Consider the following 25130-nt stretch of genomic DNA (forward strand, 5'->3'; position numbering starts at 1 on the left):
GTCCGCGCGATGGCGGGACGGCTCAGCTGGGGCCTTGGGGACCAGGCCGTTTCTAGCCTGACCAACTTCGTGGTCGGCCTGTACGTCGCGCGCTCGCTCGGCGCGACGGCGTTCGGCCTGTTCAGCATCGCGTGGGTGACGTACGGCGTCATTCTCAACATCTCGCGCGGGATCGCCACCGACCCGCTGATGGTGCGTTTCTCCGGCGTCGCCCGGACAAGCTGGCGCACCGCGGTGGGCCAAGCCGTCGGGACCGCGCTGGTGGTCGGGGTCGCTTCCGGGCTGGTCAGTGTCCTTTTTGGACTCGCGGTCGGCGGTTCGCTCGGCAACGCGTTCGTCGCGCTCGGGCTCGTGCTGCCGTTCCTGCTCGTGCAGGACGCCTGGCGGTTCGGGTTCTTCGCGCAGGGCACCGGGCACAAGGCGTTCCTCAACGACGGAATCCAGGCCGTCGCGTTGTTCCCGGCGCTGGTGTTGGCCGCGCGCTACGACACCGTGGTCGCGTTCCTGCTGGCCTGGGGCTGCTCGGCCGGGGTCGCGGCCGCGTTCGGCTGGGTGCAGACGAGCGTGTCGCCACGGCTCGGCGGGGTGCGCACGTGGCTGCGGGACCATCGCGACCTGGGCGTGCGCTATCTCGTGGAGAACGTCAGCAACAGCGGTTCGTCGCAGCTGCGGGCGTACGGGCTGGGCGCGATTTCCGGGCTGGCCGCGGTCGGCACGGTGCGCGGCGCGGAACAGCTGCTCGGGCCGTTTCTCGCGCTGCTCATGGGACTTTCCCTCGTCACTGTCGCCGAGGGGGCGCGGGTGCTCCGGCAGTCGCCGCACCGGTTGTGGCATTTCTGCGTGGTGCTCGGCGGTGCGCAGGCCGCGGCCGCGCTGGTGTGGGGACTCGGGTTGTGGTTCTTCATCCCCGACGACGCCGGCCGGTTCGTGCTCGGTTCGCTGTGGGACAGCTCGTCGCCGCTGGTCCCGGCGGTCACGATGGCGGTCGTCGGCGCGAGCTTCACCACCGGCGCGACGGCCGGGCTGCGCGCGCTCGGGATGGCACGGCGGAGCTTGCGGTCACAGCTGATCGCGTCCGCGTGTTACGTCGTGTTCGGCCTGCTCGGGGCCGTGCTCGGCGGTGCAGCCGGCTCGGAGTGGGGCGTCGCGGCCGCCACGCTCACCGGCTCGGCCGTGTGGTGGTGGCAGTTGCGCAGTGCGCTTCGCGACCACTTCGCGGCGGCAGCCGAGTTCCCCGCCGCGTCAGGTTCGTTCAGCCAAGCAGAACTCCATTCGGCTTCCGAGGAGATGAAACCGGCATGAGCACGGTGCCCCGGCTGACCATCGGTCTGCCCGTCTACAACGGAGAGGAATTCCTCAGCGAAGCACTCGACGCGCTGCTCGGGCAGACCTACGAGGACTTCGAACTGATCATCTCCGACAACGCGTCGCAGGACGGCACGGAAGAGATCGCCCGGAAGTACGCGCAGGAGGATTCGCGGATCCGGTATGTGCGCCAGCCGCGCAACATCGGCGCGACCCCGAATCACAACATCCTGCTCGACCAGGCTCGCGGCGAGTTGTTCAAGTGGGCGTCGCATGACGATCTCTACGGCCGGGAATTGCTGGCGAAGTGCGTCGAAGCGCTCGACGCGCGGCCGGAGATGATCCTCGCGCACTCGCATCAGGCGATCATCGACGAGAACGGTGCGGTGACCGTTCCGCTGGACTACCGGCACCAGACAGACGCGCCGCGGCCGTCGGTGCGGTTCAAGAGCCTGCTGTTCGAGCCCGGTGGTGACGACTTCTACGGCGTGATGCGCACGGAGGTGCTGCGTCGCGTCACGCCGATGGACAGCTATCACCACGCGGACCGCACGTACGTGGCCGAGCTGGCGCTGCACGGGCCGTTCTACCAAGTGCCAGAGCTGCTGTACTTCCGCCGCGATCACCCGGACCGGGCCGAGCGCGCGAACCCGAGCAAGCGCTCCCGGTGCGCGAACCTCGACCCGAAGCGCGGCAACGCACTCCTGAACCCGACCGCGCGGCTGCTCGCCGAGTACATCCGGGGGTTCGTGCACGGAATCCGCTCCGCGCCGCTGTCGTCCGGCGAGCGTCGCGCCTGCTACCTCGCGCTGGTGGAATGGTTCGCCAGCCGAGCTAGGCCCGGCGGAGGCGGGGAACGCGTCGAGGACCGGGCTCCGGTGCACGCGGCCGAGCTGAACCTCACGGTCGACCGCGTGGTCGCCGGGCGCGAACGGCGGGTGCCGTGACCGTTCGGGTCGGGGTCTTCGGACTGCTCGGTTCAGGCAACCTCGGCAACGACGGCTCACTGGAGGCAGTACTCGGCTTCCTGCGCTCCGAACATCCGTACGCGAAGGTGTCCGCGTTCTGCGGTGGGGCGGACACCGTTCGCGCGCGGTACGGGATCCCCGCGGTGCGGCTGAACTGGTACAGCGGCGAATACCGGCACGCTTCCGGGCTGCGGTCGATCCTGACGAAAGCCCTCGGGAAGATCATCGACGTTTTCCGCACGGCCTGGTGGGTCCGGCGGCAGAACGTGGTGATCGTGCCCGGCATGGGCGTGCTGGAGGCGACGCTTCCGTTGCGGCCGTGGGGATTCCCGTATGCGCTCTTCCTGCTCTCGCTGTGCGGACGTCTTGGCCGGACGAAAGTCGCGCTGGTCAGCGTCGGTGCCGACCGGATTCGGGTACCGGCCACGCGGTTTCTGGTGCGCCACGCGTCCCAGCTCGCGGCGTATCGGTCCTACCGCGATGAACTCTCGCGTTCGGCGATGGCTGACATGGGTGTTCCGGTCACGAACGATCGCGTCTATCCCGACCTTGCCTTCGCCCTGCCGACGCCTGTCGCGGTCGAGGACCCGCGTGCGGTTGGCGTAGGCGTGATGGCGTACTACGGCGGCAACGACGACCGTGCGCGCGGCGAGGAGATTTACCGGGCGTACGTGGACGCTATGACCGAGTTCGTGCGGTACCTGGTCGGGCAGGAGCGTCCGGTCCGGCTCTTCATCGGCGACCGGATCGACCTCGAAGTGGTGGACGAGATCGTCGAAACTGTCGCCTCTCCGCTGCTCTCCGCGGCCATCCCGGACACCCTCGGCGAGCTGATGCGCTCGATGGCCGAGGTGGGCACGGTCGTGGCCACTCGGTACCACAATGTGTTGTGCGCGTTGAAGGTCGGGAAGCCGACGGTCGCGATCGGATACGCGAAGAAGAACGACGTGCTGATGGCCGAGATGGGACTCGGCGAGTTTTGCCAGGAGGCCCGCGCGGTCGACGTGCCGCGGTTGATCGGGCAGTTCGAGGAGTTGCAGCGGCGGGCACCGGAGCTGAAAGCGGAACTCGCCGCGCGCAACGAAGAGTGCAATCAGCAGTTGAAAGACCAGTTCGCCCTGTTGTCGAGGTCGCTCATTCCCGCGGAGGTGTCGTGAAAGCCGTTCCCGTGCCGTCGATCTCGGGTGTGTGGCTGTTTCAGCCGACACCGCACCGAGACGATCGCGGCTTCTTCTCGCGGACCTTCGATGCGGAGGTCGCGCGGTCGGTCGGCATCGATCCGGACGGGTTCGCGCAGGACAGCGTGTCCCGCTCGGTGCGCGGCGTGGTGCGCGGGATGCACCTGCGGTCCGGGGCCGGCGAGGCGAAGCTGGTGCGTTGTTCGTTCGGCGAGGTGTTCGACGTCGTTGTCGACCTGCGGCGGGACTCGCCGACCTTCCGGACGATGGAAACGTTTCACCTCTCCGGCGACACCCAGGAGAGCATCTACATCCCGGCCGGATGCGCACACGGTTTCCAGGCGCTGAGCGACGTCGCCGACGTGTCGTACCGGATCGACCGCGCGCACGACCCGTCCGAGGACGTCGCCATCGCGCACGACGACCCGGAACTCGCCATCCCGTGGCCGCTGCCCGCGGCTTTGCTGTCCGAACGCGACGCGTCGGCCCCACCGCTTGCCGACGCCTTGAGGTGACCCGTCATGGACCTGCCACTCTCCCGAATCGCGAACGAACGCCTGCATCGCGCCATTCCCGGCGGCGCGCACACCTACGCCAAAGGCGAGGACCAATACCCCGAACATCTCGCCCCGGTCATCTCGCACGGCCGCGGTGCGTACGTCTGGGACGTCGACGGCAACCGGTACCTCGAATACGGCTCCGGCCTGCGCGCGGTCAGCCTCGGCCACGTGCATCCGCGCGTGACCGCGGCCGTGCGCGACGTGCTGGAGCGGGGCAACAACTTCGTCCGTCCATCCATTGTGGAGCTTGAAGCGGCGGAGCAGTTCCTGGCGACGGTGCCGACCGCGGACATGGTGAAGTTCGCGAAGAACGGCTCCGACGCGACGACCGCCGCCGTCCGGCTCGCCCGCGCCGCGACCGGACGGCCGCTGGTCGCCCAATGCGCCGACCACGCGTTCTTCTCCACCGACGACTGGTTCATCGGCACCACTCCGATGCCCGCCGGAATCCCGGCCGCGACGATGGCGATGACCGTGCCCTTCCCGTACGGCGACCTCCCGGCGACCGAGCAAATGCTGCGCCAGTTCAGCGGGCAGGTGGCGTGCCTGATCCTGGAGCCCACCAAGGGCGTCGATCCGCCGGACGGCTATCTCGCCGGGCTGCTCGACCTCGCCCATCAGCACGGCGCGCTGGTGATCTTTGACGAGATGATCACCGGGTTCCGGTATTCCGAGCACGGTGCGCAGGGTCTGTACGGCGTGACGCCGGATCTCTCGGCCTTCGGGAAGGCGCTCGGCAACGGCTTCGCGGTCGCTGCGTTGGCCGGTCGGCGGGATTTGATGGAATTGGGCGGCCTGCGCGATTCGCGGGACCGGGTGTTCCTGCTGTCGACGACGCACGGCGCGGAGACGCCCGCGTTGGCTGCCGCTATGGCGGTAATCGATGTCTACGCGACTGAGGATGTGACGGCTCGGCTGCACGCACTCGGGGCCCGGCTGGGGGCGGGCGTGACCGAAGTGACGGCTGCGCACGGGGTCAGCGGGCAGGTGCTGGTGCGGGGGCGGGACAGCAACCTGGTGTTCGCGACTCTCGACGCGGAGGGTCAGCCGTCGCAGGAGTATCGGACGCTGTTCCTGCGGTGCCTGCTGGAGAACGGGGTGCTGGCTCCGTCCTTTGTGGTCAGTGCGGCGATGACGGAGGAGGACATCGACCGGACGGTGGAGGTGGTCGCCTCGGCCTGCGTGGTGTACCGGAAGGCGTTGGAGGCCGGGGATCCGTCGCCGTGGCTGGGCGGCCGCCCGGTCAAGCCGGTCTTTCGCCGGAAGGCCTGACTCCCCCTGGCCAACGTCCGTGAAGGGCTCCTTGAGGGAACCAGATTCCCTCTAGGAGCCCTTCACGGACAATCAGCAGCTAGTGGTCGACGATTCGGTCGATCCAGTAGGCCGTGCCAGGAATGATCGCCAGCGCCGCAGCGAAGCCGCCGATCGTGTCGGTCGGGTAGTGCGCGCCTAGCCCGACCTCGGCCCACGCCATCAGGAAGCCGGACACCAAAGCCAGCCCCAGCGTCCACGCCACCGCGGCGAACCGGCTCAACCGACCGGCCAGGACGTAAGCACCGGTTAGCGCCAGAGCCGTCGCGAAGGCGGTGTGGCCGCTGGGGAACGACAGGTAGCTGCCATGGATCGTCCGGCCGGTCAGGGGTTTCAGCACCGAAGTCACCCCGACCGTGAGACCGCAGCCGACCACCGCGAGCACTGCCGTTCGCGGTCGGTGCGTCAGCAGGCAACCGCCGATTACCAGGAGCAGGATCAGCACCGCGCCCAGCGGTTCGCCGCAGAAGTCGATCGCCGTCGCGAAGTACCACCATGGGTCGGGCACGAGGTCCGGGCCGGGCAGGAGCGGGGCGTCGAAGGCGCTCGGTACCGAGTGTCCGGCGAAGCGCAGACCCAGCGCGATCAACGCCACGAGCCCGAGCACCGCCAAGACCAGCGAAGGCGTGCGCAGAACCATCGGAAGCGCTCGGGGCGAGGTCTTCAGTCGGTCGCGCACAACTTCCTTCATACCGCTGAAATCGCTTCCTCGTAGCCTTCGAGCAGCCGTTTCAGCCCTACTTCCGGGGTGAAGTCCGCGTCGTACCGTTGCCGCGCGGCCTCGCCCATCTTTTGGTTCAGCTCGGCGTCGGCCACCTCGCACAAAGCTGAGGCCAGCGCCGCCGCGTCGCCCGGAGTGTGCAGCAAGCCGGTGACACCATCGGTGACCAACTCCTCGAAGGCTCCGTGCGCGGGCGCGACCGTCGGCACCCCGGCCGCCATCGCCTCCACCACCACGAGACCGAACGCCTCCAGCCACGTCGACGGCACGACGACCGCCGTCGCTCGCGCGATCAGTTCCTGGCACGAAGCGCGGTCCTGCAGGCCGACGTACGACACGTTCTCCCGCCCAGCCGCCCAGGCCGCGACGTCGTCGGACAACGGCCCGGTCCCGGCGATCAGCAGCGGCAGCTTGCCGGTGTACTGCTCCCACGCCGCTTTGAGCAGCGGGATGCCTTTCTCCTCGGTGAGCCGTCCCAGGAACAGGAGGTGCTCACCCTCGCCGATGCGCCGCCGCCCCTCGTCCGGGACGAAGTTGTGCTTCACGGTCATCCGCGCGGCTGGCAGCCCGGCGTCCACGAGCAGGCGGCGCTGGGCGTCGGAGATGCAGAAGAACCGGGTTACCCCGGTCCGCCAGCGATCCCGGTTGACCAGCAGGTTTACCGCCATCGGCACGGTCGCGGCGGCCGAATCGCGGTAGCAGCCGTGCCGGACCGCGGGGACCGGCAGGCCGCCGACGCAGTCGGTGCAGATCCGGCCGTCGCGGTAGAGCGTGCCGGGCGGGCAGACGAGGCCGTAGTTGTGCAGGGTCGCGACCACCGGCACCCGCGCGTCGGCGCACGCGGCCAGCACCGACGGGGACAGCAGCGGGAAGGTGTTGTGGACGTGCACGACGTCCGGCCGATCCCGGCGAAGCCGAGCCAGCAGTTCGGTCCGCGAAGCGCGGTTCCACGGCACTTGCAACGGCACCAACGCCTTGCGCGCCAACGGCATCGACGCGATGTCGTCGCTGTGCCGCTCGAACCGTTGCACGTCGATCCCGGCCGACGACAGCAGCGCGACCTCGGCGTCGACCACGTTGTTCTCGCCGCTCGGCTGCTCCGACCGATAGCGGTTGTGCACCACCAGAACCTTCACGCCAGCTTCTCCCTCGCTGGAGCCTCGCCCGCGGCCAGCAACGACGCGGCGACCGCCAGATGCAGCAAATACGGCGACGCGTCGCCGAGCCCGGCTTCGGTGTACGACGCGGAAATGACGTAAGCAATCAGGAAAATCGCGCTCGCCCTCGCCACCGACGGCGGCCGCAGCACCGCGATCGCGACCAGCACCAGCAGCATCGCGGCGACGATCCCGATTCCCACGAAGCCCTGCTCGTGGTAGATCGCGAGCCAGCTGTTGTCGATCGGCAGGCCGTCGTAGGACTTGTCGGTGAGGCCGACGCCGAAGATGTACTCGAACCCGGTCCGCGGCGCGGAAAGCAGCGCGTCCCACACCTTCGCGCGGCCGGTCAGGCTGGAGAAATCGTCGGTGCTCTGGCCACGCAGGAACCACGCCTGCAGCAGGCCGCCCAGCACCACCGCGGCGAAGCCAGCCACGAGCACGATCCCGGCGAACACCTTCCGCGCCCGCGCGCTGACCAGCCCCAGCGACAGCAACGCGACGATCAGCCCGGCGACGAGCCCGAGCGTCGCGGTGCGGGTGTGTGTGAGCAGCAGCAGCCCGAGCGACGGCACTGCGACGAGCAACGCGCTCTTCGCGTCCGTCCGTTTGCCGAGCCACATCAGCACCGCGAGCCCGGCGATGACCGCCGCGTACTGGCCGACCTGCGGTGGCGTCAGCGGCCACACCGCGCCGGAAAGCCGGCCGCCGTAGATGTCCGGCATTGCCTTGCCCGGCGAGATCGCCAGGCCGAGCACGACCGAAATCAGCACCGCACCGAACATCCGGATGTGCGCCCGCACGAACGCGAACGACCCGTCCCACCAGCCGCTGAGCAGCCAGAGCGTCGCGACGAACACGGTGAACCGGAAACACCGGAACAGCGAGCCGTAGCCGGATTCCAGGTGCACGCTGGCCACGATGCTCGTCAGCAGCAGGAAGGTCAGGAGCAGCAGGTACGCGCTCGGCCGGATCCGGATCCGCAGGTTCAGCATCAGGGCGAGCAGGAACGCGGTCATCAACGCGCCCATGGTGACCAGCTGGATCACCGTGCGCGGCAACGGGATCACCGTCTGCGCGCCGGTCGAACCGAGCGTGTTGAGGATGAGCAGCGCCCAGGCCGCGCTTACCGCTTTCGGTACCGATTTCGTTTCGGCGGGCAGGGTGGCGGTCAATTCGGCCATGTCAGCCCCCGTTCGGCTTATAGCTCGAATTCGCGTCCTGGTGGTACGGCGCGCCCTGCCATTCGCCGATGCCGACGATGTTGCTCATTTCCTTGGCGACGAACGTCCACGGCCCGGCGTAAGCGTTGTCGTGCCAGGAATTGTCCTGCTGGAACGTGATCGCCTGCTGGATCACCGCGCCCTGGTAGGGCGACCAGTCCGGGTAACTGCCGAAATTCGACAGCACGCCCATCCGGCCGCACACCTCCTCGCAGCCGAGCGCCTTCGAGTTGAGCGTGAACTGGTTGTGCTGCACCACGACCCGCTGCGTCTTCCATCGGCAGTCGCTGTACAGCGGTTTCTTCGCGATCGCCGGCGCGGAACAGGTCGAGACGTTCGGCACGAGCTTGGTGCACGAGCCGCTGGAGGTGTTGGCCGGGCTGTTGCAGAACCGGTCGGCGTTCTCCCACAGGATGATGCCGTTCCAGTTGTCCTGCAGCAGGTTTCCGGAGATTTCGAGATTGCTCGTCCGGGCCTTCAGCCGCGGTTCGCCGCCGGACTCGGAAATATAGATCGTCGCCGCCGGGAACGGGTCGCCGCGGTCGGCGTGCGCGCGGCCGTCGAGCAGATTGTTGCGGCGGATCGTGTTGTTGCGGATGATCGCGTTGTAGCTGGTCTCGTAAATGATCGCGGCGCTGTCGTTGTTCTCGATCAGGTTGCCCTCGATCAGGAAATCGTTGTTGTTCGTGTCGGCCCACAGCCCGGTGCCGCGGTTGTCGTGCACCCAGTTGCCGACGACGTCCGCGCCGTCCACCGCCCAGAACTTCATGCCGCCGGTGCAGCCGCACTCCGGGACCTTGGTCTCCCAGTTCCCGGTGTTGTTGCCGGTGATTTCGGTGCCGCGCAGCACGAGTCCGGTCACGACGGCGTTGCCGGAGTAGGCGTTCAGGCCGTACTGGCCGTTGCGCCGCAGACAACTGTCGAGGATCTGCTGCTTCGGCCCGGCCATCAGCCCGGCCCCGTCGTTGTCCTGCACGGTCAGGTGCTGGATGACCCAGCCAGCGGCCGAATCGTGGTTGACCACGCCCTCGTCGCGCGGCGCGGTGAAGCCCTGCACGGTGAACGATTCGAGCCGGACGTCCTTGCCCGGGCCGGCGAAGGCGTACCGGTTCTTCTTGCGCCCGTCGAACACCGCGCCGGGAGCGCCGAGGTAGACGTCGCCGTCCTTGGGCTGCACCTGGGCGTATTCGTCGTCGCTGAGCCGGTGCGTACCGGGCGCGAGCCAGAACGTGGTGCCCGCCGGGGAATTCTTCGTCTTGGCCGACAAGTCGTCCACCACGGCCGGATCCACCTGGACGGCCCCGGCGGGCGCGGTCGCCGGACCGGGCTGCGCGTGATCGCAGACCGCGGCGATCGGGCCCTGCGGCGTAGTCGATCCGGCGGCCGGAGCGGGCGCGGCTCCGGACGAACTGCACGAAGCCAGCGCGAGCGGGAGCAGCGCTCCCAGCAGCGGCACCAAAATCCTTCGCACGGTGGATCCTCTCGACATCAGGGCAGGCGGAGCACAGTGGTCAGCGGCCCGGTGACGGCACCGGAGCCGACGAGCGTCGTGGCGGGTTCGCGGCGACCGAAACCGGGCGAGTACCAGCCCAGCGGCGGATTCGTCTCGCCTCGGTGCGCGGTCCAGGCGAGCTGCGGCGGAAGCTCCAGCGTCGCGGTACGGCCGGGCCAGGTGAGCTGGGCGGTGTTTCCCTCCAGCTCGACGGCCAGCAGCGGCCCGAGGTGGAAGGCGAGTTTGGCGGGGCCGCCGCCGGTCACCTCGTCCACCACGGTCAGCGTCCGGGCGGACAGCTCGACGGTGCGGCGGTGCAGCGCCGGGGCGTAACCGTCGTGTTCGGCCTGCCATTGTGCGGGAGCCGAGGCGAGGGTGCGCGAGTTAGCGTGCCGCGTCCACAGGAATGGACCGCCGGATGTCGATTGGTCGACACCGCCGAGCTGCAGCGTGTTGTGGCCGAGCGTGGAGCGGAAGTACGCGCGCCACTCGGGTTCGCCGTGGTAGCAGTACGTTCCCGGGTCGGCGAGGATGTCGACGCCGTCATGCCGGACCTCGATGGACAACGCATCGGCGTGTGCGTGCGCAGCGATGGAGAGGAAACCGTGCGGGCCGCTGTCGCAGCGGCACCAGATCTCCGGGCCGTTCTCGCTGCGCAGGATGGTCATGCCCGCGTCGGCGAAAACCGGGCGCTCCCGGGCGTTGTCCAGCTGCGGCACTCGGGAGCGCAGCGCCGCGAACAACGCCGTGCGTACGTCGTCGGCAGGAAGCTTCGGCCACCACTCCGCGCGGCCGAACAGTGCGTCGCCGGTGGCCAGCAGCGAATGCCAGCGGTCTGTCTCCGGGCCGTCCACGATCAGGCCGAAGCCGTCGTCGGCGTCGCCTTGGCGGGGCGGACGTCCGGCACAGTCCACAATGGCCGCGAGGGCGTCGCACATCGCCCGGAGTTCCAGCCAGGTCGAGCGCGGCAGTCGCGGTCCGGCTTCGAGTGCGGCGGCGAGGCCCAGCTCCAGCACGAGACCGTGGTACTCCGTGGCCAGCTCGCGATTCAGGCCGGAGGTGAAGGTGTTGGCCCTTAAGTGCAAGTCCAGCGAGCGGATCGCGTCGGATCGCCAGCTAGCGGACTCTGGGAACCAGTCGAACGCACAAGCCGCCGCCAGCTGCCCGGCGGCCTCGGCGAGGACGTGGTTGTTGGCCGACGTGCCCCGGCTCGGGAACGCCGCCAGCCACCGCTGGTGCTGCCAAATCTGCCGCAGCGCCTCGGGGTTGTCCTCGAACAACCCAGGCGCGCCGGACCAGCCGTCCAGCAGGCGGCGCACCCACACCCACGACAGCAGCCGGATGCCCAGCTCGATCCCGCTCAGCCAGTGCACGCCGCGCATCGGCGGGTTGGCCGCCCACCACGACTTCAGATGGTCGGCCACGCGGTGCGCGTAACGGTCGTCGCCGGTCACCCGGTACGCGGCGGCCAGCACCGTCAAATGCTGATGCCGCGAGGGCTCCCAGATCTGCTTGATGTCGCCGATCGCGTTCTCGTCGCGGTACGGGATCTCGAAGGAGTACTGATCCCCCGGCGCACGACGGCCGGTCTTCGGGTCGAACGCCCAATCCGGCGCGACGAGGTCGTCTCGCACGACGCCGAAGTACTCGGCGTGCCCGTCCATCAGCCGGTCCGCCGCCGCGACCAGCCGGTCCCGTCCGGTCGCGGGTACCTCCGGCTCGGCAGGCCAGGCCGGGAACGTCCGGGTCGCCGCCCAGGTCGGCTGCCGCTGGGATTCGCCGCGCCACCGTTGCTTGCGCACGACGTCCCCGACCCGGCCGACGATCTCCGCCGGACCCATCGCGGACAGCCGCCGCAGGTACCAGGACGGGTCCATCACCGCTCCAACCGCACCGGCGCGCCGGTTTCGAGGCTGCGGTGCACGGCCAGGGTCGCCAGCGTCGTGGCTACGAGCGAGTCGAGGCTGATCGGCATCGCGACCCCGGTCTTCAACGCGGTGATGAACGCGTCCAGTTCGGCCTGCTGGCCCTTGTCGCGGGCCTTCGGCAGCCGCGAACTGGTCCAGCGCTTGCGCCCGTAGACCGAAGCGCGGACGAAATCGTCGAATTTCAGCACCTTGCCGTCGGCGAGCACCTCCAGCGTTTCCTTGGGAAACGCGGTGCTGCCGCTGGTGATGTAGCTGATCGACGCCGTCGAACCGTCGGCGTAGCGCAACAGCACCTGCAGATCGTGGTTGCCGGGCGTGCCGGTGGCGTAGACGGAAACCGGGTCGCTGCCGAGGAACCAGCTGACCGTGTCGATAAAATGCCCGCCCTCGCCGACGAAGCGGCTGCCCTCGGAATCGGCCTGGTTATACCAGCTGTTCGCGTCCAAGCGGCCCGCGTTGACCAGGTACCGCACCGAAGCCGGGCCGACACGCGGGCCGAACTGGTTCTTCGCCTCGACCAGCAGCGGCGCGAACCGGCGGTTGAACCCGACCTGGAGCCGGTTGTTGCCCGATTCCGCCACCGCGTCCACGACGCTGCGCAATTCCTTCTCCGACAACGCGAGCGGCTTCTCCACGAAGACCGCCTTGCCCGCCAGGAGCGCCCGCCGCGTCAGCTCGGCGTGCGAACTGTGCCGGGTCACCACGAAGACCGTGCTGACCTCGTCGTCCTCCAGCAGCGCGTCGACATCGGTGCTGGCCGCGACGAAACCGAACTTGCGCTTCGCGTTGGCCCCGGAAAGCGCTGAGGTGGTGACGACGTCGGTGAGCAACACGCGCTCGTCCCCGGCCAGGTGCGGCAGGATCATCGAGGACGCGTAGTTTCCCGCGCCGATGAACCCGATCCGCAAGTCCCGCAACGGGTTCGACCGGGTTTCCGCTGCCGCCACGGCGGGAACCGCGGACACCACGCTTTCGTCCTCGGCGGGCGGCGCGTCCGGGTAGCGGAACAGCACCGCGACCGCCTTCAGCTCGCCCTCGTTGAGCGCCCGATAGGTATCGACCGCCGCGGAGAAGTCCGCTGTGTGGCTGATCAGCGGAGACACGTCGAGCTTGCCCCGCGCGGCCAGGTCGAGGAAGCACTCAAGATTGCGCCGTTCCGTCCAGCGCACGTAGCCGATCGGGTAGTCGCGGCCCTCGAGTTCGTAGGACGCGTCGTAGCGGCCGGGCCCGTAGGAGCGGGAGAACCGGACGTCGAGTTCCTTTTCGTAGTACGCATTCCAGGGCAGGTTCAGCGAAATCTTGCCGATGTCCACTACCCGGCCGCGGTCGCGCGCGAGCCGTGCGGCCAGCTCCACCGGATCGTTCGACGCCCCGCCCGCGGCGAGATACACCTGGTCGACGCCGTGTCCGCCGGACAGCTCGGCCACCGCCTGGTCGATTTCGCCGGACGCCGGATGTCCGCAGGCGAGTGCGCCCAGCTCCCGCGCGAGTTCGCAGCGCTGCGCGTCCGGGTCCACGCCGACGACGCGCGCGCCGGTCGCCACCAGCAATTGCACCACTAGCTGACCGATCAGGCCGAGCCCGATCACCAGCGTGAGGTCGCCGAGCTGCGGTTCGCCGCGCCGGACGCCCTGCATCGCGATCGCGCCGACGGTCGCGAACGCCGCCTGCCGCGGCGAAAGCCCGGCTGGCACCTTCGCGTACAGGTTCTTCGGCACCCAGTTCAGCTCGCTGTGCAGCGCGTGCTCGTTCCCGGCGCACGCCACAAGGTCGCCGACCACGACGTCGTCGATGCCCTCGCCGACCTGTTCGACCACGCCGCACAGCGAATAACCCAGCGGCGTATAGGAATCGAGCTTCCCGGACACCTTGCGATACGTCGCGGCGAGCCCGTTCGTCGCGACGCTCTGCATGACCTTCGCGACCTGGTCCGGCCGCGACCGGGCCTTGCCCAGCAACGACATCCCCGCCTCGGACACCTTCATCATCTCGGTGCCGGTCGAGATCAGCGAGTACTGGCTGCGGACCAGCACGCCGCCCGGTTTGCACGCCGGCACCGGGACGTCGAGCAGGGCCAGTTCGCCGCTCTTGTAGTTCTGCACTACCTGTTTCACTGGACTCCTAGCCGCTCTCCGCGGAGGGCCCCGCGGTACCAGTACTCGAGGGTCAGCACGTGCCAAAGATGTTTCGCGCGGTCCTCGCGCCCTGCGGCGTCCTCGGCCACCAGCTTGCGCAGGGCGTCGCGCTGCAGGAAACCGGATTCGACCAGGACGCCCTCCTCGATGACCTCCCGCACCAACGGCGCGAGGTCCCGGCTCATCCACGCCCGCAGCGGCGCGCTGAACAAGCCCTTCGGCCGGTACACGATTTCGTCGGGCAGGATCGCCGTCGCCGCTTTCTTCAACGCCACCTTGCCTTGCCGACCAGCGATCTTCTCCCGGCCCGGCACCCGGAACGCCGCCCGGACCACTTCGACGTCCACAAAGGGCGTTCGCACCTCGGTGGAAGCGGCCATGGTGGACCGGTCGGTGTAGGCGAGGTTCAAGCCAGGCAAGAACATTCGTGCGTCGGCGAGACACATCCGGTTGACCTGGTCGGTCAGCTTCGTGTCGTAGTAGACGTCGGCGTGTTCGGTGAGCACATCGTCCACTTCGGACTGGAGATCCGGTGAGACCAGGTCGAGCAGCTCGGCCCGGTCGTACATGGTGTAGCTGCGCCGGAACGCCGTTTCCTCCGGAAGGTCCGCAAAGGACAGAAACCGCTTCGCGAACCGCACCGACCGATAACCGCGCGTGGACGACGCGACCGGCAGCCGGTCGACCGCCGCCCCGATCGCCCGGCGCGCCACGCCCGGCACCCGCCGGTACCGCAACGCCAGCAGGTTCGCCAAATGCTTGCGGTACCCGGCGAACAACTCGTCCGCGCCCATCCCGGACAGCAGCACCTTCACCCCGGCCTCGCGCGCCGCCGAGCAGATCAGGTACGAGTTGATCGCCGCCGGATCGCCGATCGGTTCGTCCAGGTGATGCGTCATCCGCGGCAGCAGATCCTGCACGTCCGGCGCGATCTCGATCTCGTGCAGGTCCACGCCGAACTGGCGGGCGACGATCCGCGCGTAACGCAGGTCATCCGGCATCGCCTCGAATTTCGCGTCCTCGGGACGGAAACCGATCGTGTAAGCCGAAATCCCCGGCTGCTCGCGCGCGGCCAAGGCGGTGAGGTAGCTGGAATCGAGGCCGCCGGAAAGAAAGGTCGCCACCGGGACGTCGGACAGCAGGTGCTTGCGGGTCGAATCCTCGACGACCGCGTGCAGGTCGACCTCGCCGCGATATGCCGCGCCTTCCTCGGCGACTTCGCGGAGCGACCAGTACGTGCCGGTGTCCGTGCTGCCGTCCGGCCGGAACCGCAGCCAAGTGCCGGGCGACAGTTTCTCCGCCTCGCGGTAGGCGCACCGGCTGTCCGGGACCCAGTAATAGAGCAGCGACGCGATCATCGCCGCCTGGTCCACGTTCAAGGTGCCGCCGAGTTCGCGAGCCAGCGCTTTTAGCTCCGACGCGAACACGACCCCGCCTCCGCGCCGCACGAAGAACAGCGGCTTGATGCCCAGCTGGTCCCGCACGAGCACCAGCTCACCAGTGCGTTCGTCATACACCGCGAAGGCGAACATCCCGCGCAGCCGCGGCAGGCAGTCCGTGCCCCACTCCCGCCAGGCCCGCAGCAGTACCTCGGTGTCGGAGGTGCCGCGGAACCGGACTCCGGCGGTTTCGAGTTCGGCCCGCAGCTCCGGCGCGTTGTACAGCTCGCCGTTGTAGGTCAGGGCGAGGCCCTCGGCCGTCATCGGCTGCGCGCCGGTTTCCGAAAGGTCCACAATGGACAGCCGTCGGTGTCCTAAGTGGACGTATCGGTGGTCGTAGCGGCCGTCGCCGTCCGGACCCCGGTGCGCGAGGCACTGGGTGAGCCGGTCGGTGAGCGGGCCGCCGTCCGGCCAGCTGTACGCGCCCGCGATGCCGCACATGCGCTTCGTCCCCCTAGCTTTCCTGTACGGGTTTGAGCCGCCTCGTAGGTGCGTCCGGATCCACGTCCATCCGCTCGTGCGGCGACGGCGGGCGGGTCCGCTCGAGCGGACGCCGCCTGCGTTCGGTGTCGCGCTTCCCGGGCCATTCGATCGGCTTGCTCTCTTCGCGAAGCTCCAGCTCGACAACCGCGTCCGCCTGTTTCTTCGCGACCACGGCCGCGCGTCCGCGCAACGCTGTGTGCAGCCCGTCCCAGAGCGTGCCGTCGGTGCTGTCCTTCGGATCCGGATCGACCAGCACGACGCCGAGAATCGGCACGCCGCAGTCAGCGAGCTGCCGCGCGACGGTGTGCAGCCACTGCGTGTTCGCGAACCCGGCTCGCACCACCAGCACGGCCTCCGCGCCGAGCGCCGACAGGTCGGTCCACGCCGTGCCCGGAGAGGCCGTGCCGACCCCGACCCGCCGCACCGCGCGCGCCACCGCCGGGTCGCCAGCCTCGACGACCTGGACGTTTCCCTCCACCGGCAGCCGCGACACTTCCTTGCCCGGCAGGTCGTCCACGAGCACCACCGGCCCGTCCTCGGCCAGCGACCGGCCGAGTTCCACCGCCAGCTCCGCCGCCGAAGAAGCCGCGCCGATCTCCAGGAGCGACAGCGAAGCCGGGTCCTCCCGCGCCGCCCGTGCGAGCGTGAGCGCGACCCGACTGGACTCGGTAACCGCCTTCGAGCGCCGCCACAGCTTCGCCGGGCCGATCGGTTTCACACCCACCTGCGCGATGACCGAAGCCCCGAGGTGCTGCGAAATTTCGCGGCGCAATACCGGCCGGTCCCGGACCAACGCGCTCACCGCCGCGAACGCGATCCCGAGCGCGAGACCCACGGCCAGCCCGACGCCACCGTCGGTGCCATAGGTCTTCAACTTGGAGACCGGCTGCACCGCTGGTGCGTCCACGATCTGCGTCCCGGCGATGACCTCCGGCGACCCGATCCCGGCCTGTTGCGCCTGGTTCTGCAAATCGGCGATCTTCGACACCAGATTCGCGCGCTGCGTGTACAGCTGCTCCAGCGCACCAGCGTTGGAATTACGGCCCTTCCCGACCTCGACCGCAGCCTGATTGTCGATGTCCGCCAGCTGCGCCTGCGACTGATCCCGCTGCTGCAGCAACGCTTTCGAGCGGCCGGTGGCGGCGGCTTGAGTGCGCGCCGTGTGGTCAGCGATGAACGCGTCCGCGAGCGCCTTCGCCTTCGCGACCGCGTCGTCCTTGGTCTTCGCCTTGACCGTCACCTGCATGACGTTGTTGGTGAGGCCGAGCCCGGCGTAGTCCTTGAGGAAATCCGAGGGCGATTCGGTGTTGTTGATCCGTTTCAGCGCGGCCGCCGCCATGTTCGCCGTCGAAAGCACGGCGACGTCGGTACGCATGAGCGTGCCGCTGTCGGTCGGCGAATCGTCCGGGTGGACCACCATGATCTTCGTGACCGCAGTGGGCGGCGCGGGCAGAAAAATCGCCACCGCGCAGCCGAGAATCAACCCGGCCAGCGCAGTCGTCAGCCAGAATCGCCGCTTGCGCCGCAGCGAGACCACCAGGCGCTGGAGGTCGACCAGCGGCTGGGCCTGTGCGGCGGTCATCGCGCACCCGCCAGTTCGTCGGCCCGCTGCTTGGCGGACGGCTTTTGCTTCGGTCCCCCGGCGACGTGGACTTCCCGGGCCAGCACGGCGCCGAGAATTTCGTGTCCGGAGTCCGCGCAAGCCTCCGCAATCGAAACCAGTTCCCACGCGTTGCGCGAGCCAAGCGAGAGCACCACGAGCACACCTGCCGTTCCGTCCGGCACGATCGGCTGCGCCCCGGGTACCACCTCGATTTCGGCCACCGTCACCTCGACGCGGATGCGATCGCCACGAGCCGTACCGGCGAATTGTTCCGCGACGTTCCGCGCCGAAGCATCTCCGCGCGGAACAAGAATGAGCAGCCGCAACACTCCGTCACGATCCGCACCCAGCCGCGCGAGCACGCGGCGGTACCGCACCTCCCGGGCCGCGGCGTCCGCAGACGCCGGCACCTCGGGCAGATTCCACGGCCGGTCGTTCCCGACGGCCTTCCGCCACCACTTCGCCGGCGCGTCCGAAACCGCCGGGGTGTCGATGCTCGCCAGCACCGGAGCACCCAGCGCCGCACCGATTTCGCCTTCGCCGCGCGGCCTCCGGTCGGTCCGGGCGCCGAACAGGTAGGCCAGGATCCCGAGCACGAAGAACAACACCGCGCCACCGACCGTCAACTGCAGGAACGTCGGCGCGGACGGCGATGACGGCCGTTCGGACGGGCCGAGCACGACCATGTTGCCCGCGCCGGTCGCCGCGTCAGCCGCGTTGAGGTTGTTGACCGCCTGCTCCAGCGCCGTCCGCAACCCCTGCAGCGTCGTGCGTGCCTGCACGCCCTCGACCGTGTCGCCGTTCGCCACGGACTTCGACAGGTCGAGGATCCGCTGGTTGGTCTGCACGATCTGCTGCCGCAGCGATTCCTTCTGCTGTTGCGCGAGTTGCGCGGCCTGGTCCGCGGAATTTCCGAGCAATTGCGTCGAATATTTCACGAACTCGCCCGCGACCTGGTCGGCCAGCTGCTGCGAGCGCTCCGGGCTGGAGCCTTTCGCGGTAATCGTCACGACATTGCCCTGCGCTACGGACGCGGCGACCGATTTCTGCAAATCCGTCCCGCGAATCCCGAGACCCAGCGCCGCGGACGCCCGGTCGAGCACCACCGAACTGGTCGCCACCTGCGCCTCGGTCAGCAGCTCGTCCGGCTGCCTTGGTCCCTGCAGCAACACGCTGGCCTGCGTCTCGTATCCCGGCGAAAGCACCACGGAAGCCCCTGCCCCGACACCCGCGCCGATGACCGCGAGCAGCACCAGCGCTCGCCACCGTCGGCGCACCACCTTCCCTACGACAGAAAGGCGTACTGTTTCGTCACTCAAAACCAGGTCTCCCCTCACGGGCCGACGCACGGGTCATTGACCCCGTCGCGGCACCGCACCGGTTGGTTACACCATCCGGCCGAACCTTGTTCGAAACGCGACCCGGCTCAACCGAGCGCACGCTCGTACGCCTTGATCAACGCCGCCTGGGAATTGCCCCAGGCAAGCGGTCCGCGCACGCGCTCCCTGCCGAGTTGTCCCATCCGTTCCCGCTGCTCGGGGTCGTCCAAGAGCACGGCGACGAGCTTCGCGAACTCCGCGATGTCATTGGCCGGGGCGTAAAGCGCCGCATCGCCCGCCGACACCCGTGCCTCGCGGAGTTCGAACGACACCATCGGTTTGCCCATGGCCATGTACTCCATGACCTTGTTCATCGTCGACACGTCGTTGAGCGGGTTGAGCGGATCCGGCGAAAGGCACACGTCGGCCGCGGACAAATACCGCAGCAGATCCTCGTCGGACACCCGGCCGGTGAATTCCACCTGTCCGGACAATCCGAGCTGATGCGACAACGCGACCATCTCGTCGAACGTGTCGCCCGCGCCGACGAACACCGCGTGCCAGTCGTCGCGGCCCACCTGATCGCGGAGGGAAACGAGCGCGCGCAGGGCGTAGTCCACGCCGTCCTGCGGGCCCATCACGCCGAGGTAGCACAGCAGATTCGGCTTGCCGCGCTTGAGTTCCAGCTCCACCGGCACCTCGTGGAACCGCTCCACGACCGGCGCGCTGCGGACCACGAACACGTCCTCGGGCCGCTTGCCGCCGCGGATCCGCGCGACCTGGCGGTAGCTCTCGTTGGTGGACAGCACGACGTCCGCCGCGCGATAGGTGGAGCGTTCCAACGCACAAACGCCGCGGTAAAGGAAATCCTGCCCGCGGTCGAATCGGGACAAATACAGTTCCGGCACCAGGTCGTGCTGATCGAAAATGAACTTCGCACCGCGTCTTCGCAGCATCCGGGCGACGAGAAAGAGCAGATCCGGCGGGTTGCAGGCGTGCACGACGTCGACCCGGCCGATCTTGCGCGCGAGCCGGAACGTGTGCCACAGCGCGGATCCGTACTCGCGCGCGTACCCGGCGGGTCCGCCGGTCGCCGCCCGCAGCGGGTACCGGTGGATGTGCACGCCGTCGAGCACGACTTCGGCCTCGGTGTCCCGTTTCGTGCCCTGTGGGCAGATCACGTGCACCGTCATCCCGGCGTCGCGCAGCGTCTGGCATTCCTGCCACACGCGCCGGTCGAACGGCACCGACAGATTCTCGACGAGAATCAGCGCGACCCGATTCCGCAGGATTTCGTTTTCGGAAAAGCCTTCACCAGGCAAGGCCGACGTACCCCTCTTCCGCCCGGCGCACGGCGGCGTCCGGGACGCGGACCAGATCGACCAGCACCGGCCCGCTGCCGTGCGGCAGGGCGGCCAGCACCTCCGGGTCCGAGGTGCCGATCAAACACACCTCGGAGTGGTCGAGCACCTCCTGCACCGACCCGGCGAGCAACTGCCCGAGATGCGGCAGCCTGCTTTCGATGTACTCGCGATTGGCCCCCATCAGCCGCGACAGGCTGACGTTGGCGTCGTGGATCTTGAGGTCGTATCCCTTGCCGAGCAAGCGTTCCGCGAGTTCGACCAGCGGACTCTCGCGCAGGTCGTCGGTGCCCGGTTTGAAGGAAAGCCCGAACAGCCCGATCTTGCGTTTCCCGGTCCGCGCGACCAGCTCGAACGCCCGGTGGAGATGTTCGGCGTTCGACGGCAGTACGTGCGCGAGCAAGGGCACCGAGACGTCCGCCTGCCGCGCGGCGTAAACCAGCCCGCGCAGGTCCTTCGGCAGACAGGATCCGCCGAAGGCGAACCCGGGCCGGAGGTACGCCGGGCTGATGTTGAGTTTGCGATCAGCCAGGAACACGTCCATCACCTGGTGCGAATCGAGCCCGAGCGCACGGCAGATCGCGCCGAGTTCGTTCGCGAACCCGATCTTCAGGCCGTGGAAGGCGTTGTCCGCGTACTTCGTCATCTCCGCGACCGGAATCGGCACGCGGAAGACGTCGCCGGGCAGCCCTTCGTAGAGTTTCGCCACGACGTCGCCGCTGTCTGAATCAAACTCGCCGACCACCGTTTTCGGCGGCTGGAAGAAGTCGCGGACGCTGGTGCCCTCGCGAAGGAATTCCGGGTTCACCGCGACGCCGAAATCGACCCCCGCGGTGCCGCCGCTGTGCTTTTCCAAGATCGGCACGAGCAGCCCGAGGCAGGTGCCCGGCAGCATCGTGCTCCGGAACACCACCGTGTGCCGGTTCTCGTTGTTCCCCAAAGCTTTTCGTTCTTTCAACGCGTCGCCGATCTCCTCGGCGACGCGCTGCAGATACTCGGTGGAAAGGCTCCCGTTGGGCGCGGACGGCGTACCGACGCACACCAGGGAAACGTCCGTCGCGAGGATCGCCTCGGCCACCTCGGAAGTCGCCCGCAAGGCCCCGGAGGCGACCACTTCCGCGGTCAATTCCCCGATCCGTTCCTCGACCACCGGCGCCTTGCCGGCCGTCACCAGGTCCACCTTCGCCGGATTGACGTCTACTCCGACGACCTCGTGTCCTTGTCCCGCCAGGCACGCCGCGGACACGCACCCGACGTATCCCAGCCCGAAGACGCTGATCTTCACCACGGAACCTCCGCCCGACCGTTCGCTGCTCATTGGTCGGAGCGCGGACGGGCTTCGTTACCGGTTCCGCATAACAAGGCGGGAACCCGTTTCTCCGCACGGATTCCCGCCCTGCGCCGCCACCGGACCGGCGGTTACGCCATCCGGCCGTACCAGCCGGGGAATTTGCCCACCGTTGTCCGGAAAGGGCAGTGAATGCCTTCCGAAGCTTCGGAAAATTCAGTTTCCGCCCACGAATTCCGACGCCAGCTTTTGCCCCGTGCTCGTGGCCGCACCGTGATCCTCGATCGGGTTCACCGCCGAGTTCTTGAAGCACACATAGGTCACGCCGGAGTCGACCCCGCCGTTCTTCGGGTCCGGGTTGATGCCGAGATCCTTGGCCGTCGCGTACGACGCCTCGCCGATGATCTTGTTCGGCCCGGTGTCGCCGATGACCGCGTATTCGACCTTGCCGTTGTAGATCACCGCGCAGGAACCGCCGCCGCGCAGACCGGAGTTTTCGTAGTTCCAGATGCTGCTCGAAGACGGGACCACGAGGTACGGGAGTTTGGCGGCGTTGAGCGGTTTGCCGTCGGATTGCGGGAAGGCGGTGTCGGGCAGGAAGCAGCAGTCGGTGTTCTCGTTGCACTCGGTGGTGCGCTGGCCGTCGCAGTCGATGTCCATGTCGGCTTTCCAGAAGACCGCCTTGCCCGCGTCGCACACCGGGACGGTCGCGCTGCCGGAGTCTTCGTCGGTTTTGTATTTGCCGTTGGAGATCTGCTTGCAGGAGGCGACCTTGGCGAGGATCTGGTCCGCGGTCGGGCCCGCCTGAACTCTTTCTGCGGCCGGGGTCGGCGCGGGCGTCGCCGCGGAGGCGAGCGCGGTGGGCAGGACGGCGGCGGCGATCGCCAGAATCGCGAGCAGGACGAGTTTCCGCATCGACGCTCCCTGTTTATTAGGAAACTTTCCTTACGGCGGCGCGCGCTCAGGATGCCGCCGAACGGATGCGGTCACAACCCGCCAAAAGAGGGTGTTTTTTCCCGCCGAAGCGAGCAGTCCGTAAGGGCACCCCGGTCCGTGAAGGACCCCTTGAGGGAATCAGAGTCCCAATGCCAGGGACTTAAGCGGCGTGGCCTCACGTCTACCGACCGTCCACAAAGGCCACCACTTCCGCCGAAATGCCCTACCCATGCCCACTTAGCCGCTTCCGCGCGTCCGTGAGGGGAACCCTGAGGGACTCTGAGTCCCTCAGGGTTCCCCTCACGGACAGCACCCCCACGACCAGGACAGGCACGCTTCGAACCGCACCCACAGCGCTGCATTAGGTCCCTGGCATTGAATCAGAGTCCTGAAGGGGCCCTTCACGACCAGAAGTCCGTGAAGGGGCCCCTCACGGACCCGAGTTACCGCCCGGGCCGAGACGCCCAGCGTGCCGGGAATCGGCGGGGTCGGCGGCTCACGGCCTCGGCCCAGCGGGAGTTCAGGTCCGACCGGATCTCCGTCCGCGACCGCACCAGCGCCGCCCCGCGCACCCCGCCGACATTCGCGTACACCCGCGTCGCCCCGGCCTCGCGCAAATGCGTCAGCACCCGCCGGTCAAACCGGCCCTCCGGCAACGAAAACCGCCGCACCGGGGTCCCGCTCAGCTGTTCCAGCAACCGCGGCGCGTCATCCAGCTCCCGGCGCACCGCGAACGAACCGTCGAGGCGCCGCCAGTCCAGCCGGTCCCAGCCGTGCGATCCGACGTGCATCCCCGCGTCCACCAGCCGGCGCAGCCCGTCGCGGTCGATGTATCCGCGCTCGCCGACCCGGCCGGCCAACGGGAAGAACTCGGCGTACAACCCGCGCTCGACCAGCCGCGGCAGCGCGATCTCGACATCCGACGAGTTCCCGTCGTCGAAAGTGAGCTGCGCGCCGCTCACAGAGACGACGTCCAGGAGCGCGTCGAATTGCTCCACGGTGATCCACCGCTCGTCCTCTCCCGGATCGAGGGCTCGCTGGGGCTTGCCAACGCCGTGCACCGCAAAGGTGATCATCCCGCGCCTCCCGTCCGACTTACCGTACCCGATTAATCGGATTCGCAAACGGCGTAGTTACCGACGCCGATCCCATGGTCAACGGCATACTTCCGGCGTGGCGGAAACACTTCCGCAGGAAAATCGGAATATGTCCACACTTGTAGACAACGGTCAGCTTCACACGTTTGGGTGAAGATTCAATGATTACGGTGGTAGTGCCGCCGGGCTTTCTCCCGGTTTCCGCAAGCCGCCATCGAACACCAGCGTGCGCGGTTGGCCCGGCTGCGGTCGAGCAGGAAAAGCTGGCACTCGTCATTGGCGCAGGCCCGCAACCGCCCGGGAAGATCCTTTTCGAGCGCGTCCCAAGCCAAAACCGCCTCGACCGCCAATCGGGCGTGCGGCAGCGTCTCGACCGACCAGCGAAGGCCGTCCGCGGAAACCTCCGGAACCTGCCGCACCCCGTCGAACAGCGGACGCAACACGACCGGCGAGCTGTCCCCGCGCACGACGTCCCGCAGAAGATCCCGCGCCTGACGCAGCAGCTCCAACTCCGCGACGCTCCCGTCGCCACCGTGCTCCAGCGCCCACTGCCGGTCGAGCGCGTCCTGTTCCTCGCCGTTGACCAGCGGCCTGCTGTTGAGCAGGTCGAGCAGCGCGTCCATCGAAGCTCCTAACCAGACTGAACCCTTTGACAGGTTAGCTCGACCATGCTTCCATGGCGAGCACCTAACCAGATTAAAACCTCAAAGGGGTTAGCCATGATCCAGCACCGGACGGCCACCGTCGACGGCCAGCAGCTCTTCTACCGCGAGGCCGGTCCCGCCGACGCGCCCGCGATCGTCCTGCTGCACGGGTATCCGACCAGCTCCTTCATGTTCCGGAACCTCATCCCGCTGCTGGCCGACCGCTACCGGGTCATCGCGCCGGACCACCTCGGCTTCGGCCACTCCGCCGCCCCCGCGGCCGACGAGTTCGACTACACCTTCGACGCCCTCGCCGACCTCACGTCCGGCCTGCTCGACCAGCTCGGCCTGGACCGCTACGCGGTTTACGTCCAGGACTACGGCGCCCCGATCGCCTGGCGGCTCGCGCTCAAGCACCCCGGCCGGATCTCCGCGATCATCACGCAGAACGGCAACGGGTACGAGGAGGGTTTCGTCGAGTCGTTCTGGACCGACGTCTGGGCCTACGACGCGAACCCCGGCCCGGACACCGAACCCGCCGTGCGCACCGCGTTGAGCTACGACGCCATCCGCTGGCAGTACCTGCACGGCGTCCCCGACCCGAGCCTGGTCAGCCTGGACACCTGGGAGCACGACCACGCCCGCGTTTCCCGCCCCGGCAACGACGAAATCCAGCTGGCGCTGTTCCGCGACTACCAGCACAACCGCCCGCTTTACCCGCGGCTGCACGAGTTCCTGCGCACCCACGACGTCCCGGTGCTCGCCGTCTGGGGCCGCAACGACGAGATCTTCGGCCCAGCCGGTGCGGAAGCCTTCGCACGCGACGCCAAGGACGCCGAGGTGCACCTGATCGACGGCGGTCACTTCCTGCTGGAAAGCCACCTCGACGTGGTCGCGGGCTACCTGCGCGGCTTCCTAGGCCGGGTCCTGAGGCAGCCGTCGCCACGGTAGAAATACCGACCCGAGCCCGCTGCCCCGCTCG

General features: G+C 68.4%; 20 protein-coding genes. 6 read left to right on the plus strand and 14 right to left on the minus strand.

Features of this window, described 5'->3' with window-relative positions; translation table 11 throughout:
- The first annotated feature begins 9 nt into the window (after nucleotides 1-9).
- The 5 genes from D0D37_RS14020 to D0D37_RS14040 are packed head-to-tail and all read left to right on the plus strand — an operon-like array spanning nucleotide 10 to nucleotide 5283.
- Nucleotides 10-1302 carry an MATE family efflux transporter gene (locus D0D37_RS14020; protein WP_244223507.1) on the plus strand — a complete coding sequence of 431 codons (1293 nt, stop codon included), beginning with the start codon at nucleotides 10-12 and terminating at the stop codon, nucleotides 1300-1302.
- Entirely contained in the window at nucleotides 1299-2252 is a 954-nt protein-coding gene (locus D0D37_RS14025) for a glycosyltransferase family 2 protein (protein WP_116200957.1), read from the plus strand. Before D0D37_RS14020 ends, D0D37_RS14025 begins: the two co-directional genes overlap by 4 nt.
- On the plus strand, nucleotides 2249-3430 hold the full coding sequence (locus D0D37_RS14030; protein ID WP_116200958.1) for a polysaccharide pyruvyl transferase family protein: 1182 nt from the start codon (nucleotides 2249-2251) through the stop codon (nucleotides 3428-3430). The genes D0D37_RS14025 and D0D37_RS14030 overlap by 4 nt, the downstream gene beginning before the upstream one ends.
- Nucleotides 3427-3966, plus strand: a complete 540-nt coding sequence (gene rfbC, locus D0D37_RS14035) for a dTDP-4-dehydrorhamnose 3,5-epimerase (protein ID WP_116200959.1) — start codon at nucleotides 3427-3429, stop codon at nucleotides 3964-3966. Before D0D37_RS14030 ends, rfbC begins: the two co-directional genes overlap by 4 nt.
- 6 nt (nucleotides 3967-3972) lie before the next feature.
- A complete protein-coding gene (locus D0D37_RS14040) occupies nucleotides 3973-5283 on the plus strand; it encodes a glutamate-1-semialdehyde 2,1-aminomutase (RefSeq protein ID WP_116200960.1) in 1311 nt (436 codons plus the stop codon).
- A gap of 79 nt (nucleotides 5284-5362) precedes the next feature.
- On the opposite strand, the gene D0D37_RS14045 is transcribed toward D0D37_RS14040, so the two are convergent.
- From D0D37_RS14045 to D0D37_RS14110, 14 genes are all read right to left on the minus strand, one after another.
- Nucleotides 5363-6001, minus strand: coding sequence for a phosphatase PAP2 family protein (locus tag D0D37_RS14045; protein ID WP_116200983.1), 639 nt, complete (start codon nucleotides 5999-6001; stop codon nucleotides 5363-5365).
- 8 nt (nucleotides 6002-6009) lie between these two features.
- Nucleotides 6010-7179 carry a glycosyltransferase family 4 protein gene (locus tag D0D37_RS14050; RefSeq protein ID WP_116200961.1) on the minus strand — a complete coding sequence of 390 codons (1170 nt, stop codon included), beginning with the start codon at nucleotides 7177-7179 and terminating at the stop codon, nucleotides 6010-6012.
- The gene (locus D0D37_RS14055) at nucleotides 7176-8384 is read right to left on the minus strand and encodes an O-antigen ligase family protein (protein ID WP_208719938.1); all 1209 of its coding nucleotides are present in this window, start codon (nucleotides 8382-8384) and stop codon (nucleotides 7176-7178) included. The genes D0D37_RS14050 and D0D37_RS14055 overlap by 4 nt, the downstream gene beginning before the upstream one ends.
- A 1-nt stretch (nucleotide 8385) precedes the next feature.
- A complete protein-coding gene (locus tag D0D37_RS14060) occupies nucleotides 8386-9912 on the minus strand; it encodes a right-handed parallel beta-helix repeat-containing protein (RefSeq protein ID WP_116200962.1) in 1527 nt (508 codons plus the stop codon).
- Nucleotides 9912-11792: a heparinase II/III domain-containing protein gene (locus D0D37_RS14065; protein ID WP_116200963.1), complete on the minus strand. Its 1881-nt coding sequence runs from the start codon at nucleotides 11790-11792 to the stop codon at nucleotides 9912-9914. Before D0D37_RS14065 ends, D0D37_RS14060 begins: the two co-directional genes overlap by 1 nt.
- Nucleotides 11792-13957: a bi-domain-containing oxidoreductase gene (locus D0D37_RS14070; protein ID WP_116200964.1), complete on the minus strand. Its 2166-nt coding sequence runs from the start codon at nucleotides 13955-13957 to the stop codon at nucleotides 11792-11794. Before D0D37_RS14070 ends, D0D37_RS14065 begins: the two co-directional genes overlap by 1 nt.
- Nucleotides 13954-15858 (minus strand): asparagine synthase (glutamine-hydrolyzing), encoded by a 1905-nt coding sequence (asnB, locus tag D0D37_RS14075; protein ID WP_116200965.1) that lies wholly within the window; start codon nucleotides 15856-15858, stop codon nucleotides 13954-13956. Before asnB ends, D0D37_RS14070 begins: the two co-directional genes overlap by 4 nt.
- Nucleotides 15859-15871: 13 nt before the next feature.
- Nucleotides 15872-17482, minus strand: coding sequence for a Wzz/FepE/Etk N-terminal domain-containing protein (locus D0D37_RS14080; RefSeq protein ID WP_116200966.1), 1611 nt, complete (start codon nucleotides 17480-17482; stop codon nucleotides 15872-15874).
- Nucleotides 17479-18783 carry a YveK family protein gene (locus D0D37_RS14085; RefSeq protein ID WP_116200967.1) on the minus strand — a complete coding sequence of 435 codons (1305 nt, stop codon included), beginning with the start codon at nucleotides 18781-18783 and terminating at the stop codon, nucleotides 17479-17481. Before D0D37_RS14085 ends, D0D37_RS14080 begins: the two co-directional genes overlap by 4 nt.
- Before the next feature lie 146 nt (nucleotides 18784-18929).
- Nucleotides 18930-20051, minus strand: coding sequence for a glycosyltransferase family 4 protein (locus tag D0D37_RS14090; protein WP_244223508.1), 1122 nt, complete (start codon nucleotides 20049-20051; stop codon nucleotides 18930-18932).
- 82 nt (nucleotides 20052-20133) lie between these two features.
- Complete coding sequence (locus tag D0D37_RS14095; RefSeq protein ID WP_116200986.1) at nucleotides 20134-21468, minus strand: nucleotide sugar dehydrogenase; 1335 nt, start codon at nucleotides 21466-21468, stop codon at nucleotides 20134-20136.
- Nucleotides 21469-21687: 219 nt separating this feature from the next.
- Nucleotides 21688-22386, minus strand: a complete 699-nt coding sequence (locus tag D0D37_RS14100; protein ID WP_116200968.1) for a glycoside hydrolase family 75 protein — start codon at nucleotides 22384-22386, stop codon at nucleotides 21688-21690.
- A gap of 464 nt (nucleotides 22387-22850) precedes the next feature.
- A complete protein-coding gene (locus D0D37_RS14105) occupies nucleotides 22851-23483 on the minus strand; it encodes a polysaccharide deacetylase family protein (protein WP_116200969.1) in 633 nt (210 codons plus the stop codon).
- Nucleotides 23484-23662: 179 nt separating this feature from the next.
- Nucleotides 23663-24127: a CGNR zinc finger domain-containing protein gene (locus D0D37_RS14110; protein WP_116200970.1), complete on the minus strand. Its 465-nt coding sequence runs from the start codon at nucleotides 24125-24127 to the stop codon at nucleotides 23663-23665.
- Nucleotides 24128-24223: 96 nt separating this feature from the next.
- On the opposite strand from D0D37_RS14110, the gene D0D37_RS14115 reads away from it, so the two are divergent.
- Nucleotides 24224-25099 (plus strand): alpha/beta fold hydrolase, encoded by an 876-nt coding sequence (locus D0D37_RS14115; protein WP_208719939.1) that lies wholly within the window; start codon nucleotides 24224-24226, stop codon nucleotides 25097-25099.
- Nucleotides 25100-25130 lie beyond the last annotated feature (31 nt).

Source organism: Amycolatopsis circi, from assembly GCF_003385235.1.
Taxonomy (GTDB): Bacteria; Actinomycetota; Actinomycetes; order Mycobacteriales; family Pseudonocardiaceae; genus Amycolatopsis; species Amycolatopsis circi.